The sequence below is a fragment of the Leptothoe sp. ISB3NOV94-8A genome, from assembly GCF_043421595.1.
GTDB classification, from domain to species: domain Bacteria; phylum Cyanobacteriota; class Cyanobacteriia; order Phormidesmidales; family Phormidesmidaceae; genus Leptothoe; species Leptothoe turfae.
Window position 1 is genome coordinate 1,147,934 of record NZ_JAXSQW010000001.1, and the last position, 26,979, is coordinate 1,174,912.

At 48.1% G+C, this 26,979-nt stretch carries 22 protein-coding genes and 1 riboswitch; of the genes, 14 read left to right on the plus strand and 8 right to left on the minus strand.

Annotated features, from left to right (window positions below; translation table 11 throughout):
- Positions 1–3: 3 nt before the first annotated feature.
- Together gloA2 and SPB21_RS05095 are read right to left on the minus strand one after the other, a co-directional pair.
- Positions 4–387, minus strand: coding sequence for an SMU1112c/YaeR family gloxylase I-like metalloprotein (gene gloA2, locus SPB21_RS05090; protein ID WP_163703694.1), 384 nt, complete (start codon positions 385–387; stop codon positions 4–6).
- A 324-nt stretch (positions 388–711) separates the two neighbouring features.
- Entirely contained in the window at positions 712–1,815 is a 1,104-nt protein-coding gene (locus SPB21_RS05095; RefSeq protein ID WP_499865803.1) for a metallophosphoesterase family protein, read from the minus strand.
- 155 nt (positions 1,816–1,970) lie between these two features.
- Between SPB21_RS05095 and trmB the strand changes: the two genes are divergently transcribed.
- Complete coding sequence (gene trmB / locus SPB21_RS05100) at positions 1,971–2,627, plus strand: tRNA (guanosine(46)-N7)-methyltransferase TrmB (RefSeq protein WP_490794563.1); 657 nt, start codon at positions 1,971–1,973, stop codon at positions 2,625–2,627.
- A gap of 80 nt (positions 2,628–2,707) precedes the next feature.
- Here the strand turns inward: trmB and SPB21_RS05105 are convergent, their stop codons facing one another.
- The 3 genes from SPB21_RS05105 to SPB21_RS05115 form a co-directional block, all read right to left on the minus strand.
- A complete protein-coding gene (locus tag SPB21_RS05105; protein WP_163663343.1) occupies positions 2,708–3,178 on the minus strand; it encodes a hypothetical protein in 471 nt (156 codons plus the stop codon).
- Between the two features lie 192 nt (positions 3,179–3,370).
- Complete coding sequence (locus SPB21_RS05110; RefSeq protein ID WP_163663345.1) at positions 3,371–4,126, minus strand: aspartate/glutamate racemase family protein; 756 nt, start codon at positions 4,124–4,126, stop codon at positions 3,371–3,373.
- 52 nt (positions 4,127–4,178) lie between these two features.
- On the minus strand, positions 4,179–6,575 hold the full coding sequence (locus tag SPB21_RS05115) for a glycoside hydrolase family 9 protein (RefSeq protein ID WP_499865806.1): 2,397 nt from the start codon (positions 6,573–6,575) through the stop codon (positions 4,179–4,181).
- Positions 6,576–6,776: 201 nt separating this feature from the next.
- Between SPB21_RS05115 and SPB21_RS05120 the strand changes: the two genes are divergently transcribed.
- A complete protein-coding gene (locus tag SPB21_RS05120; RefSeq protein ID WP_163663349.1) occupies positions 6,777–7,178 on the plus strand; it encodes an NUDIX domain-containing protein in 402 nt (133 codons plus the stop codon).
- 39 nt (positions 7,179–7,217) lie between these two features.
- Here the strand turns inward: SPB21_RS05120 and gcvT are convergent, their stop codons facing one another.
- A complete protein-coding gene (gene gcvT / locus SPB21_RS05125; RefSeq protein WP_163663351.1) occupies positions 7,218–8,294 on the minus strand; it encodes a glycine cleavage system aminomethyltransferase GcvT in 1,077 nt (358 codons plus the stop codon).
- 206 nt (positions 8,295–8,500) lie between these two features.
- Here gcvT and SPB21_RS05130 point away from each other — a divergent pair, with 206 nt between their 5' ends.
- Positions 8,501–9,277, plus strand: a complete 777-nt coding sequence (locus SPB21_RS05130; protein ID WP_163663353.1) for a hypothetical protein — start codon at positions 8,501–8,503, stop codon at positions 9,275–9,277.
- Positions 9,278–9,359: 82 nt separating this feature from the next.
- Here the strand turns inward: SPB21_RS05130 and queG are convergent, their stop codons facing one another.
- Positions 9,360–10,352, minus strand: a complete 993-nt coding sequence (queG, locus tag SPB21_RS05135) for a tRNA epoxyqueuosine(34) reductase QueG (protein ID WP_499865808.1) — start codon at positions 10,350–10,352, stop codon at positions 9,360–9,362.
- A complete protein-coding gene (locus SPB21_RS05140) occupies positions 10,319–10,894 on the minus strand; it encodes a GNAT family N-acetyltransferase (protein WP_499865810.1) in 576 nt (191 codons plus the stop codon). Before SPB21_RS05140 ends, queG begins: the two co-directional genes overlap by 34 nt.
- 176 nt (positions 10,895–11,070) lie before the next feature.
- Positions 11,071–11,184, plus strand: a riboswitch (guanidine-I (ykkC/yxkD leader).
- Between the two features lie 116 nt (positions 11,185–11,300).
- On the opposite strand from SPB21_RS05140, the gene SPB21_RS05145 reads away from it, so the two are divergent.
- The 11 genes from SPB21_RS05145 to SPB21_RS05195 all read left to right on the plus strand — a co-directional run bounded on the left by SPB21_RS05145 (position 11,301) and on the right by SPB21_RS05195 (position 26,959).
- Entirely contained in the window at positions 11,301–12,479 is a 1,179-nt protein-coding gene (locus SPB21_RS05145; RefSeq protein WP_163671427.1) for an agmatinase family protein, read from the plus strand.
- Positions 12,480–12,486: 7 nt separating this feature from the next.
- Positions 12,487–12,840: a hydrogenase maturation nickel metallochaperone HypA gene (gene hypA, locus SPB21_RS05150; protein ID WP_163671428.1), complete on the plus strand. Its 354-nt coding sequence runs from the start codon at positions 12,487–12,489 to the stop codon at positions 12,838–12,840.
- A gap of 72 nt (positions 12,841–12,912) precedes the next feature.
- The gene (gene hypB / locus SPB21_RS05155) at positions 12,913–13,608 is read left to right on the plus strand and encodes a hydrogenase nickel incorporation protein HypB (RefSeq protein WP_163671429.1); all 696 of its coding nucleotides are present in this window, start codon (positions 12,913–12,915) and stop codon (positions 13,606–13,608) included.
- Positions 13,609–13,843: 235 nt separating this feature from the next.
- Positions 13,844–14,896 (plus strand): ABC transporter substrate-binding protein, encoded by a 1,053-nt coding sequence (locus SPB21_RS05160; RefSeq protein ID WP_163671430.1) that lies wholly within the window; start codon positions 13,844–13,846, stop codon positions 14,894–14,896.
- Positions 14,897–14,966: 70 nt separating this feature from the next.
- Positions 14,967–15,812, plus strand: a complete 846-nt coding sequence (locus SPB21_RS05165; RefSeq protein ID WP_163702807.1) for an ABC transporter permease — start codon at positions 14,967–14,969, stop codon at positions 15,810–15,812.
- A gap of 2 nt (positions 15,813–15,814) precedes the next feature.
- Positions 15,815–16,591 (plus strand): ABC transporter ATP-binding protein, encoded by a 777-nt coding sequence (locus tag SPB21_RS05170; protein ID WP_499865813.1) that lies wholly within the window; start codon positions 15,815–15,817, stop codon positions 16,589–16,591.
- Positions 16,592–17,069: 478 nt separating this feature from the next.
- Positions 17,070–18,497, plus strand: coding sequence for a dihydrolipoyl dehydrogenase family protein (locus SPB21_RS05175; protein WP_163671433.1), 1,428 nt, complete (start codon positions 17,070–17,072; stop codon positions 18,495–18,497).
- A gap of 161 nt (positions 18,498–18,658) precedes the next feature.
- The gene (locus SPB21_RS05180; RefSeq protein WP_163703129.1) at positions 18,659–18,916 is read left to right on the plus strand and encodes a hypothetical protein; all 258 of its coding nucleotides are present in this window, start codon (positions 18,659–18,661) and stop codon (positions 18,914–18,916) included.
- Positions 18,917–19,576: 660 nt separating this feature from the next.
- Positions 19,577–20,320, plus strand: coding sequence for a DUF928 domain-containing protein (locus tag SPB21_RS05185; protein WP_499865816.1), 744 nt, complete (start codon positions 19,577–19,579; stop codon positions 20,318–20,320).
- Positions 20,321–20,527: 207 nt separating this feature from the next.
- On the plus strand, positions 20,528–24,370 hold the full coding sequence (locus SPB21_RS05190; RefSeq protein WP_499865818.1) for a CHAT domain-containing protein: 3,843 nt from the start codon (positions 20,528–20,530) through the stop codon (positions 24,368–24,370).
- Between the two features lie 54 nt (positions 24,371–24,424).
- A complete protein-coding gene (locus SPB21_RS05195; RefSeq protein ID WP_163665372.1) occupies positions 24,425–26,959 on the plus strand; it encodes an EAL domain-containing protein in 2,535 nt (844 codons plus the stop codon).
- Positions 26,960–26,979: the final 20 nt, after the last annotated feature.

Sequence of the window (26,979 nt, forward strand, 5' to 3'; positions counted from 1 at the left end):
TCCTTAAACTTCGTAAAGCTCTAAAGGCAACCCGTCAGGGTCTTGGAAAAAGGTGAAGCGTTTGCCGGTTAGTGCATCTAATCGGATGGGTTCTACTGGGATGCTGTGTTTTTGTAGGTGAGCAATATTGGCGTCCAGATTGTCGACGGCTAGGGCTAAATGGCGTAGACCGCAGGCTTCAGGACGTGTGGGTCGAGGTGGTGGTTCTGGAAATGAAAATAGTTCTAATTGGGCATTGCCCAGGGTGAGATCAAGCTTGTAGGATTGCCGCTGTTCGCGCCAGGTTTCACAAATAATGTCAGCTCCTAGAATGTCAACGTAAAAGTGCTTTGATTGCCCATAGTCTGAACAGATGATGGCAATGTGGTGAATGGCTTTGATGTGCATGGATTGATCGGTTAATGGGGACAGCCGTTCCATGGAACAGCTGTCCCTGAGGATAGTAATGGCTTGTCCTTAATGACATAGGGGCTGTCAAGGCTGTTTCAGCGATTATTGTTAAAAGCTGACTTTAAAAAACGTCTACGGTCGACGATCCGTTTTAGATGATTTTTCAGATGCAGCGACTATGCTTTTTCCTAAAATCCCTTGCTAATTTAAAGGTGGCTTAAGAATGTTTGGTGCATTTAATCAGTCACAACTAACTTGGCAAATACCTCGGCCCACATGCGGTCGGGGTTTCACTTTATGGGTTTAGCCCCTGCTTTAGACTTACAGCCAAAGCGTTGCGTTGTTATCGATGTAGTCAGGTTGTCCACAGCTGTTGGTGGCGCTAAAGGTTTGAAAATAGCGTTGCAGCTTAGGGGGTAGCTCAGGGTAGTTAAATAGACCATCACCCGATGCAATTTTGGCCCAAAAATTTTCTAGGACAGGGGCATATTGCGCTGCCTCGGCTGAAGATAAGTTAAGGGGCTTACTGGTGAGTAGTTTCATTATGAAGGGGAAGGAGCGATCGGCCATCCACTGATGGGAAGTGGCCTGTAGAGTGGGCCACTCAGGTACCGCCTCAATGCGGTGAGAGGTAATATCCAGCCGGTGGCGATCGTCTACAGTCGTCAGTTCACAGATGCGGTAGGGGTGAGGATAGCTGACGAGGGAGCCAGTGGTGATTTCATAGAGTCCATCAGTTTGGGCTACATCTTGCACATGTAGGTGGCCAGTGAGCATTAGGGGCACCCTAGCAGCCTGCAAACGCTGGGTGAGGTCAGGCGCATTTTTGACCATGTAACGCTGTCCCATGCGGCTATGGGATTGGCGGGGCAGATGTTCTAGGGCGTTGTGGTGCAGCATCACCAGGGTGAGCTGGTTGGTGAGCTGATCTAGCTGTTCATCTAGCCAGTCTAGTTGTTCTGAGTCGAGCCAGCCGGTGTAAAAGGGCTCGCCCTCTACATCAAAGCCGTTGGAATTTAATCCGATTAGATGGAGCCCATCCAAAATAGTGTGGTGATAGTACGGACGGGTTGGATCGGTATAGCCAAAGGCCTGGTAAAGATCAACAAACTCGTCTAAGGAAATGGTGCGATCGCACCCTGCCTGTCTCACCACATCATGATTGCCAGGCACCACATAGACCGGAAACGGCAACCGCTCCAGACGACGGACCAGCCAGTGATGATTTTCCCGCTCACCATGCTGAACCAAATCCCCAGGCAATAACAAAAAATCAATACCCACCTGTTCCAGGTGATCCAAAATCTGTTCCAAGGCTGGGATGCTGACTTCCACAAGATGGAATCGATTAGGTGAGTCCCAGATGGTGTGGGGCAGGGCAACGTGCAGATCGCTAACCACTGCAAAACGAGCCAAAAGAGACATAGGAGTTGATAGGGTAGATAAGCAAACGGTACCAAGGCTTAGTTAGTTGTGAGCACTTAGTCTTGAGTTTTGAATTAAGCCATTGGCTTAGACCTTAAAACTCAAAGCTCAAAACTGTGTCCTTAGCCTAGTGCCATCATCGCCTGTTTTCGACTATGTCCCGTGTGCGCCAGCACGTTAACCCACTCAATATTCGCTACGCCACCCCTGTTACCCCGCCTTGCTGGGCCGATGTCTTTGCCCAGCCTGCCCAACCATTACATATAGATATTGGCTGCGCTAAAGGCTATTTCATCAGCGATATGGCTCAAGCTTGCCCAGATTGGAACTTCCTTGGTTTGGAGATTCGAGCCCCCTTAGTAGAACAGTGTCTGAAACATCGTGACCAGCTGGGACTGCACAATCTACATATGCTGTTTTGTAATGCCAACAATTCCCTACGACCGCTATTGGCAAGTTTGCCTCACCCCCCCCAACGAGTGAGCATTCAGTTTCCCGATCCGTGGTTTAAAAAGCGCCACCAGAAACGGCGTGTGGTGCAACCGCAGCTAGTGGCAGATTTGGCTGAGTATATGCTGCCCGGTGCATGGATTTGGCTGCAATCTGATGTGCAAGCTGTGGCAGAGGACATGGTTGAGGTATTTGCCGCCAATTCCTCTTTTCGGCGTTCCTTTGAGCCTCCTCATCCAGCACCCGTTGGCACCACAGGACCCTGGTTAGCAAACAATCCCTTGCCAGCCCAAACTGACCGAGAACGAGTCACCCTAGGGCAGGGCAAACCTGTTTATCGGGCTCTCTTTATCAAAGCCTAGATGACCTTCTAGAGACGAGTTTAAGAGAATGAATAGCTGTCCAGCACGTGCCTCTCTAGAACACGTCTTGGTAAAAAGCTCTATTCGGTGACTTTGAGTGCGTAACGATGGCGACCTTCCGGTTCAAAGGAGCCAACCCAAACGCGATAGGTACCTTTGGTAAAGGTATCCTGAATCATAGCGTCACGATTTTGACGGCTGGCACTGTCGTTACAACGCACAGTGTTGTTATTCGGCCCTTGAATCAGCAATGTGGTGTCTGCGCCACCACTATCAACCGCTATCGTTAGCTCACTAAAGTCTTCCTCTAACGTCAAAACATGGTCTGGCGTGCGGTCAGCGTATCCTAGACAAAACTCACCATTGCTGTCACGGTTAGCGATGTTTGATAAACCATAGGAACCAACCGTTTCACCCGTTGCTTGAGTAGAGGTAAAGCCCAGGGCCAGGCTCATTTCATCGGCAGCTTGGGCAACGGCAGCTAATGCTAAGGGTAAAACAAGACCCGTTAATTTGAATGCTGTTGATTTGAAAGTTGTTGATTTAAACATGATGGTCACACCTCAGGGGCACACATTGGATGCTATAACTCACTATTTCTAGCATCCCTACACTCTTACAGTATCTCCTTTAATAGGGTTAGATACTATTAAGATGACGCTTTTTATCACTGGTACAATCTCCAAAATATCAGGATAAAAATTGATGGTTTATGGTGAAATAATTCTTTAATTTCTAATTTTCTAAGGGTAAAAACTCTGGGCCTGAAAGTGAGGATTATATCCCTTAATTTCTTTCTGTTCCGGTAGGCGGTAGGTAAGGTGTTTGCTGGTACTTTTTCCTAAGTGCACCAAAGATTCTGCCATTTTAACCGCTGCTGCCACAGCGTCAATTACCGGCACCCCTAAGCGTGCTTCTAACTGTTTTTCCAAACCACTCATACCAGCACAGCCCAGGCAAATGGCTTCAGCTCCATCCTGTTGAATAGCCAGTTGGCTAGCTTTGATCAGAATATCTAATGTGGCAGTCCGATCCTGCTCCGTATCGAGCACCGATAGTTTTGTGGTGCGTACCGATGCACATCGAGCTGTTAGCCCTGTTTTTTGAATTGTTTTTTCCACCATGTCTCGTACACGGTGGAGGGTGGTAACAACACTCCATTTAGCCGCTAACATATTGGCCATGTAGAGACTGGCCTCGGCAATTCCCACTACGGGCTTCGACGTAATTTCACGGGCTGCTTCGATGCCAGGATCTCCCCAACAGGCCAAAATAAAGGCATCAGAGCTAGTATCCAGAATAATTTGTTCCAAAATCCCAGGAATAGCCAGATACTCATCATAAAAACTCTCAATGGACTCAGGTCCTGTTTGAGGTTGTACAGTGATTATCTCCGTATTAAGGAACTTGATAGCTTGGGCTGAGGCATTGATATTCGCCGTCATCGGCTGGCAAGTATTGCCGTTGATGATCTTTATGTGACACGTTGGTTGAGCCATGGCCTTAGGGAGCTAGAACATGACAATGCTCCCATGCCATTAGGACCCAGCCTTAGTTTTTATCGTTGGCTGCTATGTATCCCCAGCTATAGGCTGTTGGGCCAATGGATTGATGCACGGTAAACTCGGTCACTGGCACATAATAGTACGAGTCAAAATAGGCTTCGGTGGTGGGCCATTCCCAGGGGGAAGGACTGACTTCATCGGCAAATTTCTTAATCGGTGCTTCCCATCGACCTGCATGGCCATTGGGATTTTGAACATCCATCGGGCCATAGATGGTGATACCTGGCGGTGGATCCTGCCCCAATGCCCGTACATCTGACATCAGCGGCATTTGGGGATTTCTGTGACCCAGACCAATGGTGTACATCATATTGCTAGGGTTGGCCCCTGCTGCAAATTGAGTTGCTAAAATGCCCGCCCGTAAATAGTCCTCATCCCCTGTTAGGGTGTGGGCATGGAAAAGCGCCCGAGTTTTGGGTGTGGTCGTAGAACCCCAGCCAATCGAACGACTCGGATCTGCGTTCCACTTAAAACCGGTGCTCTCAATACTTTCGATATCAGTTTTAGCTGCCCGAATGATTGCATCGGTTGCATTTTTTTGAATAGTTTTATTGACCGTTGGTTGATTGGTACGGCTATAAACAAATGCCGAATGGCTCTGATCGTGATAGCTATGGGGTGAGATGGAGACATCGGCACTGGTAAACACAGTTGTGTCGAGAAAAATCTGATGCCATTGGTCATCACCAGTCAGTCGATAGAGCTCTGCAGCCGCTAGATTACGAGCTGAGTGCACAATTTCATGCTGTTCTTCAGTCTTTTTGGATAGCTCTGCTTCAGCCCAGTCCATGGCCCGAATAGCACTATCTTGATAGGTTTTAGCTAAGGTCTGATCGTAATTTTGCAGCACATAGGCGGCTCGCGTTGCCACATTGGCATAGAAATAGCTAGACCAAATGCCTGGGCCATACACCATGACCATCTGGGATTCTTGCCAACTGCCCTGGGGCTTAATTGGATGCTCAGCGGATTCAATGCCGCCTGGAATGCCGCCTGCTTCGGTCTGTAAACGGCGAAACACATCCAAACCCCAGAGGGCCTCATCCATAATGTCCGGTAAATTATTGTTGGATTCAGGTAGATTCAGCTTAATTGAGTCGAAGAACTCTGGATGGAGTTCTACCAGTTCTAGAAATGACCGACTAACATGCAGGTGAGAAATACGACGGTCCCAATCTCCGGCATCCATCCATCCACCCCAGGCATCAGGCACTTCTTCCTCGGTGCGGGTTTCCACTAATGCTTCGAACGAATTTATCCCATCCCAATAGTTAAAACCCATGCGAGTATCCATCAGCGGCACGGTGGAGCGGTAAATGACCATGCCGTCTTCTGGATGGAAAGGGCGAGGTCGTCGGTAATCGGTGTAAGGTTGTTCGAGGGCAATGCCGCTACGTTGATGGTACATTCCCCGGGCCGAGACATAGAATCCATCACGCCATGTATTTTCACCAATTTCGAACTCATAGGATGTGCCTACCCCGTCCACGTAGACACGGTACTGTCCCGGTGTGGAAAAGTCACTAAAGTCCATAATGAAAACATCGGTGTCATTATGGTTGCGATCCTGTGAGTCCCTGTAGTCTTTTGATTGCGATAGGGCCGTTTGACCTTCATAAACTCTGTTACCCGTGGCTGTATCAATCAGCCAAAATGCCTTGCCCGTACTATAGTCAAGGCCCCCACCGTTCCCCATCCAGGTAGATAAGAAGGCTACTTTGGCCGGGTCATCGGGGTCGAACCCCAGGTGTGAGACTTGAACTGCTTCACTGCGGGTTTGTTCGGGTTTATAGATAAAACTAGTATCTTGCAGGACGGTTTTACCAAATTTGAGCTGATAGGTTTCACCCACCACTAGCTCGTCCGGCATTTCTAGGAATATGGTGTGGGTTGTAGGCCACTCAAACCGCCAGGGCCCAGTTTCTGCCATGGACCTGATGTTGCTTTTGCGATAGACATTGCTAGGAGCAACCTTTTTACCATCACTGGTTAGGATTTGGTACTGGTTAAGGCTGTCAATACAGTTGGTGTTGAATTTAGGGCCCACATATTGATCTGCCAATCGAATCATGTTGGGTACATCGGGAACCAGCTGCCCCAGAAACGTCCCCTGCCGCGATACCCAACCGTCTTTCTTAATGGTGTCACCAGGTTCAGCATTGTAAACAACCTGTTTGCCCCGAACCAGTTCACCCACTTCGACACGTAGGGCCACTACATTTTTGCTGACGGTATAAGCGTGGGTTACTGAGATACCCGATGCATCATCCTCTTTTGAGGATGCTGAGTTGACGATGGCTGGAATTTCAATACCTGCCAAGTTAGCGTTGCAATGGTTAACGGTAGTCCAACCAAGTAGAAAAGAGAGGAGGTTTTCTAACATTTGGGTGTGAAGGTGTGGAAGTTGGACAGTGGGATTTAGTAGACAGTCTATTCCTGGGTTTGAAAAGTTCCTTGGATTTGCCTCGATGACATTTGCGGTAAATTTGCTGTCATCGAGATATAAGACATCTAAGTGCCTGAAATTGACGTTGGGACAATTGGAAACGTTAGGATTACTTAACCCTTCTTAAATTGTTGAACTGTGTCCGGATCTGTACTCCATGTTGTTGCCTATGCAGTTGTTGAGAACCAACAGCTGCTCACTGTCCGTAAAAAAAATACCCACAAGTTTATGTTTCCCGGTGGTAAGTTCCAGCCGGGTGAGAATGCGAAAGCGGCTATTCAGCGAGAGGTTCGGGAAGAACTAAGCTGTGAGATTGCCCCTGGCACTATTGAGCTCCTTGGTAAATATGTGACAACGGCTGCCAATGAAGCTGACACTGAGCTGGTGGCCACTGTGTTTCAAGGGGATTTGATTGGTACTCCTACGGCATCTAATGAAATTGTTGAGCTCCAGTGGATACCGATTATGGCGGAGGATTATGTAATTGAGCTTGCTCCGCTGATTACTGACTGTATTTTGCCGCAGCTTAGGATGTCGTAACCCGTCATCAGAAATCCTTAGTTATTTCTCACTAGCTCTCTATGTTGATGCTTTGTAAAAAGGTTTTTTGACTACGGTAGCAGGTACTGTTTTCTGACGGATTTGGACATTGATTACTGTGCCCACTTTAGCGAGTTCAATGGGGACATAAGCCAGTGCCACTGGATATCCCAGTGTGGGAGATAGGGTGCCACTGGTAACAATACCTATTTGTTTGTCATCCTGAATAATTGGATAGTTATGACGAGCAATATTGCGACCTTCTAGCTGTAGGCCCACCAGACGACGGGTGATTCCATCCGCCTTTTGTTGGGCAAGACTATCTCGACCGATGAAGTTGGGCACTTTATCTAGGTGGACTAACCAGCTCAGTCCGCCTTCTAGCGGTGTGGTTTCATCGTTAATGTCCTGACCGTAAAGGGCCATGGATGCTTCTAGTCTCAGGGTATCCCTTGCCCCCAGACCGCAGGGTTCAGCGCCATGTTCTTGTAGCGCTTGCCAGATAGCAGTAGCACCGTCAGCCTCTACCATTATTTCAAACCCGTCTTCACCGGTATAGCCTGTGCGGGCAAGGAACGATTTGTGTCCCAGCACCTGGCCATAGGCGTGGTTGTAACGACGAATAACGCTGAGGTCAATATCTGTGATTTTCTGTAAAGTTTCTACTGCTTTGGGACCCTGTATAGCGATTAGGGCATGGGTTTGGGAATTATCGTGCAGTTCGACATTGGCTAGATGTTCAAGTAGCCATGTCTTGTCTTTATCAGTTGTTGCGGCATTGACGATGAGAGTGACCTGTTCACCTTCGTCATAAATAATTAGATCATCAATGATGCCGCCCTGGGGATTAAGCAATACGGTGTACTGTGCTTTGCCAGGGGAGAGTTTGTCTAAATCTGAGGGAACGAGTTGCTGTAGCGATCGCAAAACATGATCCCCAGTCAAAATGAATTTCCCCATGTGGGAAATATCAAAGATGCCCACCTGATTACGTACAGCGGCATGTTCTTGCTTGATACCGCTAAACTGCACCGGCATTTCCCAGCCCGCAAAGTCAGTCATGCGGGCTTTGTTTTGAATACACAAATCGTAAAGCGGGGTACGAAGCAAACTCATGGCAAGCGGAGAGACAGTATAGACAATCCTACTCTCTCGTTTGACCCTATTTTTATCTATTGAAAGACATCTATGGATAGGCAATTCCGTACTTTATGGGGTATAAATCATGCTATTCAATGGGAAGGTAAAATTTCGCTGCAATTGATTGGAATAGCTCTTCAGGGAATACTAAGACCTCTCAGGGTTAGCGATCATGACAGAACATGCCATCTACACACTATTCCTCTTGGTTTGCCCATCAGCTTCAGGGTCTGATAAATCGCGGTCAGCGCAATCTAACGGCTCAACCATCCCATCGCTTTGTGTTGTTTGGCGAAGACTTTAGCGGTGGGCGCATGGTGACGGATTTGCTACGTCAGGTGGTGACCGACACTCGCTATGGTTCCTTGCCATCGACGTGGACCATGGAACCGCTATTAGAACAGCGACACTTTTTCCCGTTACGGCATATTCAGCGCCATGGATTGGCTTGTCCCGATTATCTGTTCGGATTCAAACTATCGGCAGCAGATCTGATTAAGACCCATGGTATGAGCGAACCCTCTCGGTTTATGGCCATCCTCTACGACCAGGGGTATAAGGTCATTCATCTGCGGCGGCGAGATTTAATGCGCCATGGGATTGCAGTTCTTAAGGCCCAACAGCCTGGTAGTCGTCACATCAACCCTACAGCTTTGATTGCCATCCTCAAAAAGCTAGATGAGCAACGCATTTCTGAAGCCGCCATTGTTGCCCAGGTACCTCATCTGACTATCACCTATGAAACTGATCTGTTAGATCCCAACGTCCACGACACAGTAGCCCAGCGTCTGTGTCGTTTCTTGTCGCTACAGCAGCGTAAGCGGGTTCAGTACTCCATAAAATTAGTGCACCAAAGACTTTCAGATCTCATCGCTAACTACGACGAAGTCCATACTGCTTTAGAAAATTCAGACTATGCCTATGTGTTGACTGAGGCTTCGGCAAAGCTAGTTATCTAAAGATGGAATAGTTTTGAATTATTCGCCTTTTAAGATGGTTGCCTCAAGTCAAAGGCTCATCACCCAAAATTCAAGATTCAATCTATTCACCCTGGTTTGCTAACGCTGTGGCCGCATTTCGTCGCCACATGGTCGGTTTAATGCGTCTGAGGGCTGATGCGGGAAATTGCTGATTCCATTCTTCGTCACTTAGGTTGGCCAGGTCCTTTAACTTAGGAGCCACATTACCAGGGTAGGGTTCAAACTCAGCCACATCCGTGGGTTTGGCAAAGCGCTGATTCCAGGGGCATACGTCCTGGCAAATGTCGCAACCGGCAACCCAGTTATCCAGATGGTTGGCCACATGAGATGGCAGCTGCTCACTACGGTTTTCGATGGTGTGATAGGCAATACAGCGGCTAGCATCAACCACACCGGGGGCACGAATTGCACTGGTCGGACAGGCATCAAGACAGCGGGTACAGGTGCCGCAGTGGTTAGTGTGTGGGCGCGATGCCGGTAGGGGTAGATTGGTTAAAACCTCGCCTAAAAACACCCAAGAACCATAGTCACGGGTGATCAGGTTGCCATTTTTAGCCACCCAGCCCAACCCCGCTTCCTCGGCCCAGAATTTATCCTGCACCGGTCCTGTATCGGCGTAATAGCGAGCCAGGATAGGCTGACCGTTGTCATCCGGTTGCGCCTGTAGCCATAGCGATAGCTGTTTCAACTTTTTGTGCATGACCCGATGGTAGTCGCGGCCCCAGCCATAGCGGGCGATTTTGCCATATTCAGGGCTTTCAGGTCGCTGGTGGTGGGTGTAATAATTGAGCGCTACACAAATGATCGACCTCACCTCTGGCATCACCCGGCGAATGTCTTGGCGTTTTGGGTTGGCCATCCATGCCATATCTGCCTGATGCCCCTGGTCTAACCACTGCTGGAGCCGTGTCTGCATCGTCTTTTCCTGAACACTTGGCTCAGGCGTCACAGCCACAATCCCAACGCGATGGAAGCCTAATGTTTTCACCTGTTGCTTAATCTCAGCAAGCAGTGGATTGGTTACTGGGGAGGAGGGAGAGATGGAATCTGGCACTGCATTACTACCCGGACCTGACGACTAAATCCATGATGGTCTTCATGGTTAACAATGGCACGGATATCTGGAGTGTAGTCTTCTGGAACAACAATTTCAAATCCTAACCGTTGGTAAAAAGGAATTGTCCAAGGGATATGGCGAAATGTGGTTAAGGTGACCGTTGTAAAGCCTTGCTTACGGGTAGCCTCAACCACTTGCTTCATCAGAGCTGTGCCAATACCCTGTCGACTGTAATCAGGCAAAACATCAAGCTCCACCACAAAATAGCCGGTGGGTAAGCGATCAACGACTACAAACCCGACGAGCGAGGTCTGAGGTATTGCCGTGGCTGCTACCCATAGATGCCGTTGATGCAATGCCTGATTTAGAAAATCAACGGAGACAATATCGTCTAGTGTTCCTGGAGTTAGCCCCAATGGACCGAGATAGGGGACATAACGTTGGGCTGCCGCTCGCTCTATGGCGGGTAGATGTTCCACATCTGATGGTTGGGCTGGCCGAATTAGATAGCCCACGGCGTACTCTACCGCATTGACCATATCCCCATTGTCCATTCCTTTTATCTTTGAATACTGATTTATTTGTATCCCAATCTTGTTTTTTAGGAAAGTCTTTATTTCTCTCCTTACTGAAAATAATACGTCACAATTTAATAGGAAATTTGGTAACAAAAGATACTTCTCAAAAGGTAGTGACCTTTAATACTGGAGCCAACAAGGAAGGTTTCTAGGGTTCCGATTTAATCATTTGAGATATCTCGATGTTAAATGTCTGGTCCGAGAGAAACCGCCAGTTTTCTGGTACACGGCGGGATAAAAGCCCGGGAGAAACCGTTCAGCAGCTTGTGTCTGCTATGGATTCTCTCGGGCTTTTAATTTTTTGATTTCCTGTTGAATGTCATAACGGTTCAATGTCCTTGCCTATTTAGCGCTATGCACCAACATCATGAGTGACACACCTACCTTTCGTAATCCAGCTGATTCAGAGGCGAACCGCGCCCTAGAGCGTGAGGCTCAACTGCCCCTCACGGGCTGGCAGCAGGAAGTGGCCCAAGGGTTGGAGTATGGGTTAGAGGCCGCCGATAGTATTCGCGATCGCACCATTCCCACCTTCTCTCGTGGCGAGCTCCCCCACTACGCTGGCATTAATACCTTTCTCAAAGCTCCCTATATCGAGGACGTCCGCAAGGTGGGTGACTATGACATTGCCATTGTGGGTGTCCCCCACGACTCTGGCACCACCTATCGTCCTGGTACCCGCTTTGGTCCCCAAGGTATTCGTCGCATCTCCGCTCTCTACACCCCCTACAACTTTGAAATGGGGATTGATCTACGAGAGCAAATTACCCTTTGTGATGTGGGCGATATTTTTACAATTCCTGCCAACAACGAAAAGTCTTTTGACCAAATTTCTAAAGGCATCGCCCATATTTTCAGTTCCGGTGCGTTTCCCATCATTCTCGGCGGTGACCACTCCATCGGATTTCCCACTGTGCGAGGTGTATGCCGTCACCTGGGGGATAAAAAAGTCGGCATTATCCACTTTGATCGCCATGTGGATACTCAAGAAACTGACCTGGATGAGCGCATGCATACCTGCCCCTGGTTCCATGCCACCAATATGAAAAATGCGCCTGCTAAGAATTTAGTACAGTTGGGCATTGGCGGGTGGCAGGTGCCACGCCAGGGCGTCAAAGTATGTCGTGAGCGGGCCACCAACATTCTCACGGTTACAGACATTACTGAGATGGGGCTGGACGCCGCCGCTGACTTTGCCCTAGAACGAGCCCTGGATGGCACCGACTGTGTTTATATCAGTTTCGATATTGATTGCATTGATGCCGGATTTGTCCCCGGTACCGGTTGGCCTGAGCCCGGTGGCCTCCTGCCGCGTGAGGCCCTATACCTGCTGGGCAAAATCATTCGCGATGCCCCAGTCTGCGGCCTAGAGGTGGTAGAAGTCTCACCACCCTACGACATCAGTGACATGACCTCTCTGATGGCCACCCGCGTAATTTGTGATGCCATGGCTCACCTGGTGCAATCTGGACAGCTGCCAAGGACAGGCACCCCTGACTATATTCACGCCGAGGCCAACATGGATGTCGGCAACGATTGGCAATAAACCCACCATGCACGAAACCGACATGACCAAAGCCTTAATTGGCACCATTCGCGACTGGTGGGACTCTCAGCCGGAAACCCCGATCATTGAAAAGGTTCATCTGATTGTGGGGGCATTTACCTGTGTCGAACCGGCCAGTTTGCAGTTTGCCTTTGACGTACAGACCCAGGGAACGTTTCTCGACGGTGCTCAGTTGGTGATTAAGGATGTTCCCCTGGTGGCCCACTGTCATACTTGCCGCGCTGATTATCGACCTGAATTTGGCAGCCAATATGCTTGTCCCACCTGTCATAGCCCCATGGAAGATATTCGATCTGGTCGGGAATTAAAAATTGACCGCCTTGAATGTGTTGTGGCCTAATGCCACCCCCCTTGTGGAGACGTTCCATGGAACGTCTCCACACCCCGTTGTCCATTGCCCATTACCTATACAATGCACCAAACCTTTGACGCCGCCCTCGAAATGAATCTGCTCCATGCCAATCAGAAAGGAGCCGATCACAACCGTGCCCATTTTGATGAATGGGGCATCACCTGTATCAACCTGATGAGTAGTCCTGGTGCGGGTAAAACCCAGCTGCTGGAAACTACACTTAACGGCTTACAGAGCTTAAATATCGCTGTGATTGAAGGGGACATGACCACTGAGCTGGATGCCAATCGCCTCCGTCAGTACGGTGTTCCGGTCATTGCCATCAACACCGGTCGTTCCTGCCATCTAGACTCCAAAATGGTGGCTGGTGGCATACATCAGCTGCAACATGAGCAAGATCCCGCCAGTCTGGATCTCGTTGTTGTTGAGAACGTCGGTAATCTGGTTTGCCCTGCTGAATTTGAAGTGGGTGAGCATGCCAAAGTTGCTCTACTCAGCGTGACTGAAGGAGAAGACAAACCTCTGAAATATCCGGTGATGTTCCGAGAAGCAGATTGTTTGTTGATCACTAAAACAGATTTAGCACCCTATCTGGATGTTGACTTAGAAGAGATTGAAGCTAACGTCAGACAAATTAATCCCAATGTGATGATCTTTCGTGTGTCTGCCAAGACTGGTGACGGTCTAGCGGGCTGGTTTGAGTGGGTTCAGCAGACGGTTGCTAATCAGCCAAACCGTTTACAGCTCACAGTATGACGTTCCAAGGTCCTGTATAAAAGCTTTGTCCCTATGCAAAGCTTTAGGTTTTCAGCAGACAAAACCATTGGCTACAACCTGGATGTGATGCGATTGCTGATTTAGGGGATGAATCAATCTAGAGCTATTGCTATTTGACGATATCTCACAACTAAAGTCATCCCGAGGATCAGCAATGCCGATGTGATTACCCAAGACAGCTACTAACTAGTTCCACAGTTTAGTGAGGTGTGCGATGCGACGACAACGATTTTTATCTACATGTTTAGCCTTTGTCTTTGGTGTGGTGGTTGCTGTAGGGTGTGCTGGCAATGCTCCAGAAACCACCTCTGAACCTGCCGCTGATGCCCCAGAGATAGCTGCGGCTGAAGGTGCTCCTTTAGTGATTGGATACAGTAATTGGCCCGGCTGGCTACCCTGGGCTGTAGCGGAAGAAAAAGGACTGTTCGAGGCCAATGGAGCCAATGTAGAACTCAAGTGGTTTGACGGCTATCTAGCCTCCATGGAGGCCTTTGCTGCTGGTCAGCTGGATGGGAATAGTCAAACGTTGAACGACACCATTTCATTTGCGGCGGATGCTGTCAATGGGGAAGTGGCTGTTTTGGTCAATGACAACTCAGCCGGCAATGACAAAGTGGTTGTTGCCGAAGGGGTTAATAGTGTTGAAGATCTAAAGGGCAAGACTGTTGCCCTAGAAGAAGGTGTGGTGGGTGACTTTATGCTTACCCAGGCCCTGGAGGAGGCTGGTATGTCTCGTTCTGATATCACCATCAAGAATTTAGAAACGGGGGCAGCGGCGGCAGCGTTTGCCTCTGGTCAGGTGGATGCTTTTGCTGGATGGCCACCTTTCTGGGGGATTGCCCTGGAACGTGAAGGTAGCAAAGAACTGTTATCGTCCAAGGATTATCCAGGGGCAATTCCGGACCTATTGGTGGTGAGTCAAACAATGATTGATGAGCAACCTGAACAGGTGCAGGCTTTGGTTAACACCTGGTTTGCCACCCTTGATTACATCGCCAAAAATCCAGAGGAGTCCAATAAAATCATGGCGGAGCGCTCTGGTGTTTCCGTTGAAGACTATGAAGATTTCAAAGCGGGTACTCGCATCTTCACCATTGAAGAGAATTTAGAAGCGTTTAGCGAGGGTGAGGGTATGAAACATATGCCCTTTGCTGCGCAGAAAATGAACGACTTTATGGTGGATGTGGGCTTTATTGAGGCCGGTCCTGAAGATTTGGGTGCCATCTTAGATGATAGTTTCGTGCAAGCCTATTCAGAGGGCTTGTAAATAGCTCTGATGGTAGGGGCGAACTGTGCGCCCCTACCTGTTTTTTATGTTTTCTTAGGAAGAACGACCGATGACTCAAACATCTGAACCGTTCAAAGATGATTTTGAGCCAACGCCTAAAAGCCTAGAGCCCACGGTGTTTTGGCGTATTGCTGAAGAGATTCCAGATTCGCTGAACTGGATTCTAATTGTTGCTTCCGTAGTAGTGCCTTTAACAGCCTGGTGGCTACTGTCTAACTATACGGGGGTAAATCCTAAGTTTTTGCCTAGTCCTCAGAATGTGGCTGGCGCTTTTCAACGACTATGGGAAAAAGGATTTATCACCCAAGATATTTTTGCAAGTTTTGGGCGAGTAACGGCTGGCTTCACCTTGGCAGCGATTGTCTCGATACCGTTGGGAATCAGTATGGGAGCCTTTGCCAGTATTCGCGCCATGCTGGAGCCGATTGTTGGGATTTTGCGGTACATGCCTGCTCCGGCGTTTATTCCGCTATTAATTATCTATCTGGGTCTAAATGAAGAGCCTAAAATCGCACTTATTGTGATCGGTACGGTGTTTTACAACACTCTGATGATTATGGATGCGGTTAAATTTGTGCCTAAGGACTTGATCGAGACTACCTATACTCTGGGGGGACGACGCTGGCAGGTGCTGATGTCAGTGATTACGCCCTACGTTATTCCGAGTATTATCGATACTTTTCGTATTAACGTCGCCACAGCTTGGAACTTGGTGGTAATTGCCGAGTTGGTGGCAGCCGAGGAAGGGTTGGGCAAACGTATTCTGCTGGCCCAGCGCTTCTTTAAAACTGATGAGATTTTTGCTTGCCTGATTATGTTGGGAGTCATCGGATTTGCTTTAGATTTAATCTTTCGTTGGGTGCTCAAGACAAGCTGTAAGTGGGCGTTTGATTAGTTATGCATCTTGAAATTTCTAAGCTTTATAAACAATTTTCAACGAAGCAGGGGCCGCTGCTAGCTCTTAAAGACATTAATATCCATGTTGAAACAGGGGAGCTGGTCTGTGCTGTGGGCGCTTCTGGCTCAGGGAAGTCAACATTACTGCGATTGGTTGCTGGTTTGGATACGCCCACCGGCGGTGAGATTACCGTTGATTTTGAGCCAGTGACGGGGCCAGGGGCTGACCGTGGCATGGTATTCCAGAAGTACACCCTCTATCCCTGGATGACGGTACAGAGCAATGTTGAGTTTGGTCTGAAGCTACAGGGGGTAACCCAAAAGGCAAGGCGTGAGCGGGCTAGCTACTACTTGGATGTGGTAGGGCTGGCTAACTTTGCTAAGTCATTGCCTAAAGAGTTGTCGGGGGGAATGAAACAGCGGGTTGCGATCGCACGCGCCCTGGCCTGTCATCCTAAAATCCTGCTCATGGATGAACCCTTTGGAGCCTTGGATGTGCAAACCAAAGAAGTCATGCAGCTATTTCTGTTGGATTTGTGGAAACGCACCCGCTGCACCATTTTGATGATTACCCACGATGTGGAAGAAGCCGTGTTTCTATCCCAGCGGATCTATGTGATGACGGCACGTCCCGGAACCATTCAGCGTGAGATTACCGTTGATCTACCTGAAGCACGCACCTACGCCATGAAGCGCGATCCTAAGTTTCAGTCGTACAAACATGAAATAACCGACCTATTGCGAGGCAAACAGGACTTAGATCTGGTAACTGCTTAGCCGCTGGTTTGCACAGCAATTCTATGTCAACAGCCTCTATCCCAGCCACTGATGGCCAAGAGTGAACTGCCCGAGCGGTTTTTGCCCAATGCCGAACATAACACCCCTCCTACCCGATGGCCCTTATAAAGGACCCGTATTTTGGCTGTACTTGGCACTATGGGAATGATAGTGCCCAAAGGCAGTGAACCAGTTAGAGGCTCGCATTTTGCATCGGTAACAGCTGATTTTGAACTTTTTACAGTCATGTGAAGATAGCTAAGGGCTAAGCCCTATATTTAGACAAACCTAGTTCAATAAAACTGGGTAGGCAAAGCAGCATTTTTAGTTGCTTCTGCCACCTGCAGTCGTCAAACTAAGCCAACGTTGGGAAAAATTGCCACAGCGATGACCTTTAGCTTTTTTTCTAGAGGTTCTCAGCCAGGTTTCAGGAATGGCCTGTAGCTTCGAACATGAACCCAAACAGGAGCAGCAAACTATGGCAGTGGAGTACGATCTTGTCGTTATTGGTGGCGGTTCTGCCGGTTTAGTAGCCGCTAGCGCTGGGGCTCAGCTCAAGGCTCGTGTTGCCTTAGTCGAAAAACATCTACTGGGGGGCGACTGTCTCCACTATGGATGTGTCCCCAGTAAGTCCCTTATCCACGCTGGTCAGGTGGCCCATCATGTACGGACTGGGTCCCAGTTTGGCATCTACACCTCAAAACCCACCATCAAGTTTGAAGAAGCCATCAACCATGTTCAGAACGTTATCGGTATCATTCAAGAGCATGACTCAACGGAGCGATTTGAAGCCCTCGGCGTCGATGTTTTCTATGGCTCCGGTCAGTTTACTGACTCAAAAACCTTTGAAGTCAACGGCAAGCAATTAAAAGGACGTAATTTTCTAATTTCAACCGGTTCTCGACCTGCAATTCCTCCCATTGAAGGCATCAAAGAAGCTGGCTTTTTGACCAATGAACAGGTCTTTTCCTTGAAAGAGCGACCCGATTCCCTAGCCGTAATTGGCGCTGGTCCCATTGGCTGTGAACTCGGTCAATCCTTTGCCCGTTTGGGAGCTGAGGTCACTATCATTGCCAGCCGCGATCAGATTATGCCTAAGGAAGAACCTGAGGCAGCGGCTGTTGTCCAAAAGCAGCTTGAGACCGAAGGCATTCGCATTCTTACCAAAAGCCGAGCCAAGAAAGTAGAGGTGATTGACGGCAAAAAGCATCTCTATGTCGGCGACCAAGTCATTGTTGTGGACGAGATCTTGCTCTCCACAGGTCGCATCCCCAATGTAGAATCCTTAGGTCTGGAGGCAGCCGGTGTAGAAGTCGGTAAAGCCGGTATTAAGGTCAATGAAAAACTTCAGACCAGCGTCAAGCACATTTATGGTGCTGGCGACGTTATTGGTGGATACCAATTTACCCACGTCGCTGGTTATGAAGCCGCTGTTGTGATCCAGAATGCGCTATTCCTAGCCACTAAAAAAGCCGATTATCGGGTTATCCCCTGGGCGACATTTACAGAACCGGAACTTGCCCGCGTTGGTTTAACAGAAGCGCAGGCAAAGGAACGATACGGGGATGACGTAGCTGTACTAAAGCACGAGTTTAAGGATGTCGATCGCGCTTTAGCTGAGGCCGCAGGCCATGGATTTGCCAAATTTATTACCCGTCAAAACGGTGAAATTCTAGGGGCTCACATCGTCGGTCCCCATGCCGGTGAGCTCATCCATGAAGTGGTTTTGGCTATGAGCTACAAAATGAAAATTGGAGCCCTTAAGAGCATCATTCACATCTACCCCACACTGTCAGAAATCAATGCTAAGACGGCTTTGCAACTGACTAAGCAAAGCTATGCCCAAAACGATCGGTTACAGAATATACTGCGTGGGTTCTTCAGCTGGCGACGTTCCCTTGCTTAAGAGATCATTAAGTATCCAACCCTACTAATCACAGATACGCTCTATCAAAATCCTATGGGACGTGTGATCAAAATCATCCTCACGGTAATTTCACACAGGTAAAGTTAAATGCATGTTCCCTGTTATCAGCGCATCTACTGAATTTTACGAGGGTTACCCCCATGCCTTTCCTACCATTATTCATCGTCATTGGTATCTTTTTAGCAGGAAGTAAAATTCTCCAACAGCCTAATCAACGGCTTGAAAAACGATCAACCAAGCGCACATCCTATGGAGATTTTGAAGATCAGTCACTAAGCTTAGCCTTGATCGACTACATTTCTCGGGAGGCTAACGGCAGAAATAATGATGACGACTACAAGGGCAAATCTGGCTCTAAGTCTAGAAAGCACAAAACCCAGGTGAAATCTAAACGATAGTTCCTCATAAATACTGAGATTTCACCTATACAAAACCGTCTTAGAAAAAGTATCTAGGACGGTTTTTGTGTGTCTAGATGACTCAACTCTGATGTATAGCTTGGCGCACATCGTTTACAACATCAGCTCTTGCTGAAAACTATAGATAACATTGTTGTGTAAGTTGATGAGTTTATATGTCTGTTATTGCGTCATTATTTATTTCCGACAAATGGCGAAACATTATTAGTTGATTTCTTCTAAAAACAGTTACTTTAATCTTCACTTTAAAATTAAATAAAAGACTTAGGGTTTGAAAGGCAACGTATTTCGGGGGTTTTAGTGCCTGTTAGCTAGAGCGTAAATAGCTCTACTTTTGTCTAAATAGGTAAATTTATTTTCGCATAATACACATAATCAGGTAAGTACAACCACGGTTTTGGTTCAGGTAGCCCATGGCTTAGAAAAGTTAAAGAGAGGCATGTTGAGGGAATTAAGGAGATAGCCTCATCCATAGAACGTAAAACTAATTTTGCTTCGCTCTGTGCTTTTTAGTTCATAAAGAACTAGACGGTATGTCTTCTCTGAGTCCTGTTTATTCTATGGGTGCTATTTAAATTGAGAACTTTGTCAAAAATAACAACACGTATAAACCGCAGGACATCGAATTTACTATTTCACATGAAACTCACAAATAACACAATTACCCCAGTTTCTTTACCTGCCTCTAAATGGTTAGTGCGCTTGACAGCGATAGGAGTAGCAACATTGTTAGGGCTTCAATGTTGTTCTCCTAGTATAGTTCAGGCTTCTGAGGAAGAAGAAGTTCGCCAAGGTTTGCCAGGCAGACGCATCAGTGGTGCCTCTCGTCTGCCAACATCTGCCTGTGCCCAAAATACGGCACCTCTGGTGGCCATTGTGCCAGAGACTAATCTAGGGGCAACGGCCTTAGCGGAACCAACACTTTGGCTTAGTGTGCCAGATGTCAAAAGTACCAAACAGTTAGAGTTTTATCTGTTTAATGCCCAGGATGAGATTATTTATCAAACGAACTTAACGGTTGAACCTACCGCTGATCTTGTTGGTTTAGATTTAGGTGTCATGGGTGGAGCGCCCAAATTAGAAATCAATCAGCGATATCGTTGGGCAGCTTCCATCGTTTGTAACCCTAACAACCGCTCAGAGAATATTTCAGTGGAGGGTTGGGTTGATCGGGTTGAGGGTTCTAGCTTAGACGCCAACAAACTTTGGTATGACCATCTGGGAGTATTGCTGGAACAGATGCAACGTCATCCACACAATCAAGATGTATGGAGTCAATGGCATACGCTAATGGCTTCAGCTAGGCTAGAACAAATTGTTCCTCTGTCGGTGAGTGCCAGCTCTGTGGAAATTATGCTGCCAACAACGGAGGCGATAAACTAACGGTTGCTCAAGAGCAAGCCATCAATAAATTCCAAACGTAAAATTCCAAACGTAAATGTTGCAGAGATGTTCCATGGAACGTCTGCACATCCAAAATTTGGACGTTAATTGATTTTATTTCCAGTGCCACAGCTTGAGACTCTGCAGTAGAACCGACGGTGGGAACTGTACTGATCAGAAATCGTCACCTGAGGAGTGTTAATCGTCATGGGTAAGCTTCAAATATTATGGCGTAGTTATGGTCAAAAGATATGTGCTGCTGGGATCGCTAACACAGCTCTTTGGCAAGGGATCCCATGGGCTAATGCCCAGGTAATCTCAGCTCAAGACTCTATACAAACTCAAGTTGTTCAACAGAACAATCAATTTGAGATTTCTGGAGGGACAACAGCGGATAATGCCAGACTATTGTTCCATAGCTTTGAGCAATTTGACTTAGAGCAAAATCATCAGGCTGAATTTCAGGTGACATCTTGCGTAGAAGCTGTTTTTAGCCGCATCACCAATGGCATGCCCTCGCAGATCAATGGACTGATAGACGTTATTGGGGGTCCAACTAGTTTGTATTTGATCAATCCGGCAGGTGTGTTATTCGGTACTGACGCATCTATCAATTTGGCAGGTGATTTTACCGTCTTAACAGCTGAACGTCTAGATTTTGAGCGGGGACATTTTGGACTAACGGGTCTTTCCAGTGATGTACAGGGTAACGTTTTACAGTTACAGTTCAATCCTGACAGTCCTGGTAACATTACGAATTTAGGTGATCTGACGGTTGGTGCCGATAATTCTTTATCCTTAATTGGTCATAGTGTTGTTAATCAGGGAACCATAAGAGGTGGAGCAATTAACATCGCTGCGGTTGGCACCCATGAGATTGTTGGTTTGGCTGGTGGATTGCAGTTTGCGGCGGCGGCTCAACCCAGGGCATCGTTACCCCTGTGGCTTACATCCACAGGAGTTGACCATGCTACGGCCATTGAAGTCAATCAGGATGGAACCCTAAGCTTGACTGGGGGACAGTTGCTCGATGTTCCTGTTGGAACAGCGCTAGTGGGGGGGCTGCTAACAACTCAGCAAACAACCAATCTAGGCTTAAACCGTATTCAGATTGTTGGTGACCATGTGGCGACTGTAGGAGCGACATTGCGCACCACTGACGGTGGTCAAGTTTTGATTGGTGGTGACTATCAGGGCAGGGGCTTGTTGCCGACGGCTCAGTCAACTTTTATCGATGCTGCTTCTACAATTATTGCTGATGGTGAGGCGGGTGGACAAGTGGTCATCTGGTCAGATGGACTCACCCAATTTAGGGGGGCGATTAGGGCTCGGGGAAATACCGCTGGAGGGATAGTCGAGGTATCTGGCAAGGAGCAGCTGTATTTTGGTGGACAAGTAGATTTGCGATCGCAAGGTGCCCCAGGCACCTTACTGCTCGACCCGGAAAATATTGAAATTCGGGCGGGGAGCGATCCAGGAAGTATGGACACGGGTGAGCCTCAAATATTGTATGAAAACACCCTAGAGTCTTCCATCATCGGCAATATTAATTTGTTGCTACAAGCAGACAACAACATTACCATTGAACCCTTAAGCGATGGCGAGTTAACCTTTGGCCAAGGAACTGGCAGTATCAGCTTTTTAGCGGATGCAGATGGCGATGGTCAGGGCAGTTTTACCATGGCTCCAGGCGATCGTCTGAGCACTTCAGGGCAAGCCATTGCCATTACAGCTGCTGACATTACGGTCGGAACATTAAATACTAGTGCATTTTCCGCCATCGATAACTCGGAGAATGCGGGAAATATTCAGCTTACATCAACTCGCGGGAGTATTGTGGGTGGCGATCTTATTAGCGCAGCGCGTGGCACCCTTAATAATAGTGGCAATGGTGGTGAGATAGCTTTATCGGCACCTGGTGCGATCAGCGTTGGCAATATTACAACGGCCACCACGGCCCTCAGCAATAGCGGTGGCGGTGGTGATATTACCCTTATTAGTCGCAGAAGCAACATTGTGACAGGTTCTCTGAATGCTGGCACCTCTGGCAACAATAACTCAGGAGCAGGAGGAGAGGTTTCTATCGATGCATTTGCCAACATTAACACCGCTGATGTGACAACATCTGTTCAAGCCACTGTTAACAACGCTGGTGATGCTGGTAATATCTCTCTTATTAATCGTTCTGGCAATATTACGACTGCTGCACTCAATACCAATACAGAGGCGGCTAGCAGTAATACAGGCAATAGTGGTTCCATTAGGTTGAATGCCAGTAAAGGAGACATTACGAGTCAGCAAATTACGTCTATCACGGTTAGCCCTGATTCAGCTCAAACCCAGGGTGGCGATATTGGCCTAAGGGCTGATGGCATGATTGTAGTGGACTCTATTAACGCCACAGGAGAGGGGCAAGGTGGCAATATTAACGTGACTACGCAACAGTCATTTCGAGCTATTGATACGATTGCTGACACCAATGCCAGCCTATTGACAACAAATGGTGGAACCATTCGTTTAACCTACAATAGTGATCCTGCTATCCCTTTCTCCCTGGGTGATGGTGGGATAAATGGAACAGCAGGTGAGATTACGACCGGTTTAGATACCTTGACGGCTCCTCAGACTGTTGAAGAAGTTAGTTTAGAGACCATTGAACTCAATAACTTATTTGAGTCTTTCCCGTCAGGTTCACAATCTGACTCCCCAGAACCTTTGTCGCCAGTTGCAGACCTGACTAATCTTTCCACTGTGCTTGGACTTGAGAATATCGACAGTCTAAACCATAACGCATTAGCCAATGGTGCTAGAGAAAAGCAAGAAGGCTCTGTTAGCGATAGCGAGTTGATTTGGGCTCAAATAGAGAGGTCGTTCTCAGCTGAGTTCGCTAGAGCCCTCAATCTACCGATGCCCGCCTCACCCTCCTTACAGAGACTCCAGCAAACTCTGAGGCAGGTGAGTGAAGCTCAGGCCATTACACCGGCTCTGATGTACATTCGTCTCAAAGACACCCATGTCGAGTTAGTCCTTGTCACTGGTGAGGGGGCACCCGTGTATCGTCCGGTTGAGGCTACTGCCGCAGACGTGAAAGCTGTTGTAGAAACGTTTCATCAGACAATTACAAATCCAGTGTTGCGCCCTGCTCAGTATTTGCCTGCCGCGCAACAGCTGTATGATTGGTTAGTGCGACCAATATTAGACGAGTTGGAAGTCGCTGATATCGACCATATTGGTTTCGTTCTAGATACTGGGCTACGCTCTTTGCCGATGGCCGCTCTCCACGATGGGCAACGCTTTTTGATCGAGAATTACAGTATTGGCCTACTGCCCAGTGCTGGGTTGACCCCCCTAGAGCCCTCCATAGACTTGTTAACGGAGCCTGGTGCATTACAGGCTACCCTGGCTATGGGGGTTGCTAACTTTGAAGCCCATGCCGATCTGGCGGCGGTTCCGTTTGAGCTTTCACTGGCTAGTCAACGCCAGGATGATGAGCAATATTTGGATCATGAGGCCACCCTGGATGTGCTACGGCAGCGTTTAGAACAGGGAAACTTTAAGACTGTTCATTTAGCTACCCATGCAGTGTTTCAGCCTGGCAGTTTAGAGGCATCCTATGTGCAGCTTTGGGATCAAACTGTGAACCTGGAACAGCTGCAGACATTACCGCTTGATGCGGTTGACTTCTTGATTTTAAGTGCTTGTGCCACAGCAGTGGGCGATGCTGCTGCCGAATTTGGATTTGCAGGATTAGCGGTTAATGTAGGCGTTCAAACAGCGTTTGCCAGTCTTTGGTCCATTGATGATGAGAGCACCCTGGGCCTGATGGCGGAATTTTATCGTGCCCTTGAACAGCCTTTAACCCGCAGTGCCGCCCTTCGTCAGGCCCAGTTGGCGATGTTGCGCGGCCAGGTTGGTATTGAAGATGGCACCGTATATGGCAGTGATGGTCAGCTAATTGGGCATCTGTCTGGTTTAGGCACCAGCGGCAGTTGGGATTTTAGCCATCCGGCCTATTGGTCTGGTTTTACGATGATTGGGAATCCTTGGTAAATCTACCGCCTGATTCATCATATCCAGTTGACTGCCTAATCCTAAGGGGGCCCATTGCACTTTGGTAGCTTTTACGGTCGTAGTCGTCTACGTTCTGTGCAGCTGTGGCTGTGGCGATGGCTGCAGCGCTATGGCTATGTATTAATTGCTCTGGGAGTAGCTCTTGCTGTTATTGGTATTCGTCAACTTGGGGGACTAGAAGAGTTAGAACTTAAACTATTTGACAGTCGTGTCCGCCATGCTGTGACCAATGTTGATCTGCCCGATGTGGTGGTCGTAGGCATTAATGAGATGGATATCAAGCGCTACAACCATTGGCCTTTAAGTGATCAAACGATAGCTGAGCTGCTAGAACAATTACAGACCTATGAACCTGTAGCCATTGGCCTGGATATCTATCGAGACATTGATCATCCTCCCGGTCGTGAACAGTTAGATCGACAACTGGCGGTGGAGAATGTCTATGGCGTATATGATGTAGGGTTGGATCCCACCCGCAGCACCCCACCGCCGCAAGGGATGGATCTAGAACGTACGGGATTTGCAGATTTTGTGGCTGATAGTGACGGGGTGATTCGCCGCAACTTTATGTTTGCCTCCATTAAGCCTGATGAATTCTATGCTTTGGGTTTAAAGTTAAGCCTGCATGTGCTGAAAAACCGCTATGGCCCCGATATTCTAAAAAAAAATTTAGCAGGCCTCACCATTGCTGGTCGGTTTTTCCCTACTTTGGCCCAAAATACGGGCGGTTATCAGAATGAAGACATGGCTGGCTACCAGGTCATGTTTCAGTACCAGACCACCGACAGATCAATTCGCCAAGTCTCTCTGACGGATGTTTTTAATAACGAGGTTGATCCCAATTGGTTCAAAAATAAGGTGGTCTTGATAGGTACCGTAGCCCCTAGTATTAAAGACACTGTTTTCACCTCCCTCAATACCCAAGCAGGATCGGTTGCAACAACACCGGGGGTGATTTTACATGCCCATGCGGTGCGTCAAATTTTGTCAGTTGTTGAAGGAGACTATTCTCTGATTTGGGGATGGACCCAATGGCAGGAAATGCTGTGGATAGGCTTTTGGTGTCTGATGGGAAGTGTTTTAGTTTGGCATATTCAGCGGTTTGTGCTGTTGACCCTAACTAGTGCGATCGCACTGGCTTCCCTGGTAATTACCGGCTGGGGGATGTTTCTTTACCAGGGTTGGATTCCCATTGTGCCACCTGCTTTGGGCTTTGCCACCGTGGTGAGCAGTACCATCGCCTATCAAGTTTTTTATCGCACCTTTTACGATCCGCTGACCAGTTTGCCCAATCGAGTCTCTAGCCTCAAGCGCCTACAGTCCTGTCTAAATCAGCGTAATGCATCGCAGCCTATGGTGGCCCTGCTGTTACTTGATTTGGATTTATTCAAATCAGTGAATGAAACGTTGGGCGTGCAAGTGGCCGATCGGCTACTGCAAATTGTTGCCGAACGCATCGTTTATCTGATGCCCCATGCATCGGCTGCCAGGGTAAGTGGCAATCAGTTTGCCCTAATTTTGCCGTCAGTGGCCCATCGTCAAGAGGCGATCTCCACCACGGCTGCTCTGCAAAAACAGCTGATGCACTCTATTCACATTGGTGGGCAGTTGGTCAGCACCACCATCAGTATTGGGATCGCGCTCCATCATAAAGGGCTGGGATATCGAGCCCATGCACTGTTGCAAGATGCTCACCGGGCTCTGGGTAAAGCCAAAAAATCAGGTCGCGATCGCTATGAAGTATTCAACGAAACCATGCGCACCCACTCGGTCTCTCAGTTTCAACTGGAGATGGAGTTGCGCCACGCTGGAGATGATGAACAGTTCCAGCTTTACTATCAACCGATTATCGAGGTAGCCTCGGGTAAAATAGCGGGCTTTGAAGCCCTGATTCGTTGGTTGCACCCTGAGCGTGGCACCGTGCCCCCCAATGACTTTATTAGCATTGCTGAGGACACTGGCATGATTCTAACTATGGGGGATTGGATTTTAGATGAAGCCTGTTATCAAATTCGCCAATGGCAACAGCAATTTCCCATGCCTCAACCCCTATTTATTGGTGTCAATCTTTCTAGTCGACAGTTTGTTCAACAAGATCTGGCGACGACGATTGCCACTATTACACAGCGGCATCAAATTGACCCCCGTGGCCTCAAACTAGAACTCACAGAAAGTGTGGCCATGGAAGATGTAGAAGCCGCTATTCAGCAGCTGAAACGATTGAAGGAGAAAGGCTTACACATCAGTCTCGACGACTTTGGTACGGGGTATTCATCCCTGAGCTATCTCCATCGGCTGCCGATTGATTCTCTAAAAATTGATAAATCCTTTGTTGACCGCATGGAAAACATTAGTGAACATGCAGATATTGTTGGCACCATTGTGTCCTTAGGGCATCGTCTGAATTTGGATATTATTGCCGAAGGTGTAGAAACCATGGCACAAGCCTGTCTGCTAAAGCAACTGCGTTGTCAATATGTGCAGGGGTATTTTTTTGCAAAACCTTTGCCTAGAGACCAAGCTGCGCAGCTGTTGAGGCAGAATAAGCGTTGGAAGATTGAAGATTAGTGGGGCGTAGGGAGTTATGA

Coding starts and splice junctions, on each gene's coding strand:
- gloA2 (WP_163703694.1), bottom strand. CDS start 387: ATGCACATCAAAGCCATTCACCACATTGCCATCATCTGTTCAGACTAT.
- SPB21_RS05095 (WP_499865803.1), bottom strand. CDS start 1,815: ATGTCTCTTTTGGCTCGTTTTGCAGTGGTTAGCGATCTGCACGTTGCC.
- trmB (WP_490794563.1), top strand. CDS start 1,971: ATGTCCCGTGTGCGCCAGCACGTTAACCCACTCAATATTCGCTACGCC.
- SPB21_RS05105 (WP_163663343.1), bottom strand. CDS start 3,178: ATGTTTAAATCAACAACTTTCAAATCAACAGCATTCAAATTAACGGGT.
- SPB21_RS05110 (WP_163663345.1), bottom strand. CDS start 4,126: ATGGCTCAACCAACGTGTCACATAAAGATCATCAACGGCAATACTTGC.
- SPB21_RS05115 (WP_499865806.1), bottom strand. CDS start 6,575: ATGTTAGAAAACCTCCTCTCTTTTCTACTTGGTTGGACTACCGTTAAC.
- gcvT (WP_163663351.1), bottom strand. CDS start 8,294: ATGAGTTTGCTTCGTACCCCGCTTTACGATTTGTGTATTCAAAACAAA.
- SPB21_RS05130 (WP_163663353.1), top strand. CDS start 8,501: ATGCCATCTACACACTATTCCTCTTGGTTTGCCCATCAGCTTCAGGGT.
- SPB21_RS05140 (WP_499865810.1), bottom strand. CDS start 10,894: ATGGTCAATGCGGTAGAGTACGCCGTGGGCTATCTAATTCGGCCAGCC.
- SPB21_RS05145 (WP_163671427.1), top strand. CDS start 11,301: ATGAGTGACACACCTACCTTTCGTAATCCAGCTGATTCAGAGGCGAAC.
- hypA (WP_163671428.1), top strand. CDS start 12,487: ATGCACGAAACCGACATGACCAAAGCCTTAATTGGCACCATTCGCGAC.
- hypB (WP_163671429.1), top strand. CDS start 12,913: ATGCACCAAACCTTTGACGCCGCCCTCGAAATGAATCTGCTCCATGCC.
- SPB21_RS05160 (WP_163671430.1), top strand. CDS start 13,844: ATGCGACGACAACGATTTTTATCTACATGTTTAGCCTTTGTCTTTGGT.
- SPB21_RS05165 (WP_163702807.1), top strand. CDS start 14,967: ATGACTCAAACATCTGAACCGTTCAAAGATGATTTTGAGCCAACGCCT.
- SPB21_RS05170 (WP_499865813.1), top strand. CDS start 15,815: ATGCATCTTGAAATTTCTAAGCTTTATAAACAATTTTCAACGAAGCAG.
- SPB21_RS05175 (WP_163671433.1), top strand. CDS start 17,070: ATGGCAGTGGAGTACGATCTTGTCGTTATTGGTGGCGGTTCTGCCGGT.
- SPB21_RS05180 (WP_163703129.1), top strand. CDS start 18,659: ATGCCTTTCCTACCATTATTCATCGTCATTGGTATCTTTTTAGCAGGA.
- SPB21_RS05185 (WP_499865816.1), top strand. CDS start 19,577: ATGAAACTCACAAATAACACAATTACCCCAGTTTCTTTACCTGCCTCT.
- SPB21_RS05190 (WP_499865818.1), top strand. CDS start 20,528: ATGGGTAAGCTTCAAATATTATGGCGTAGTTATGGTCAAAAGATATGT.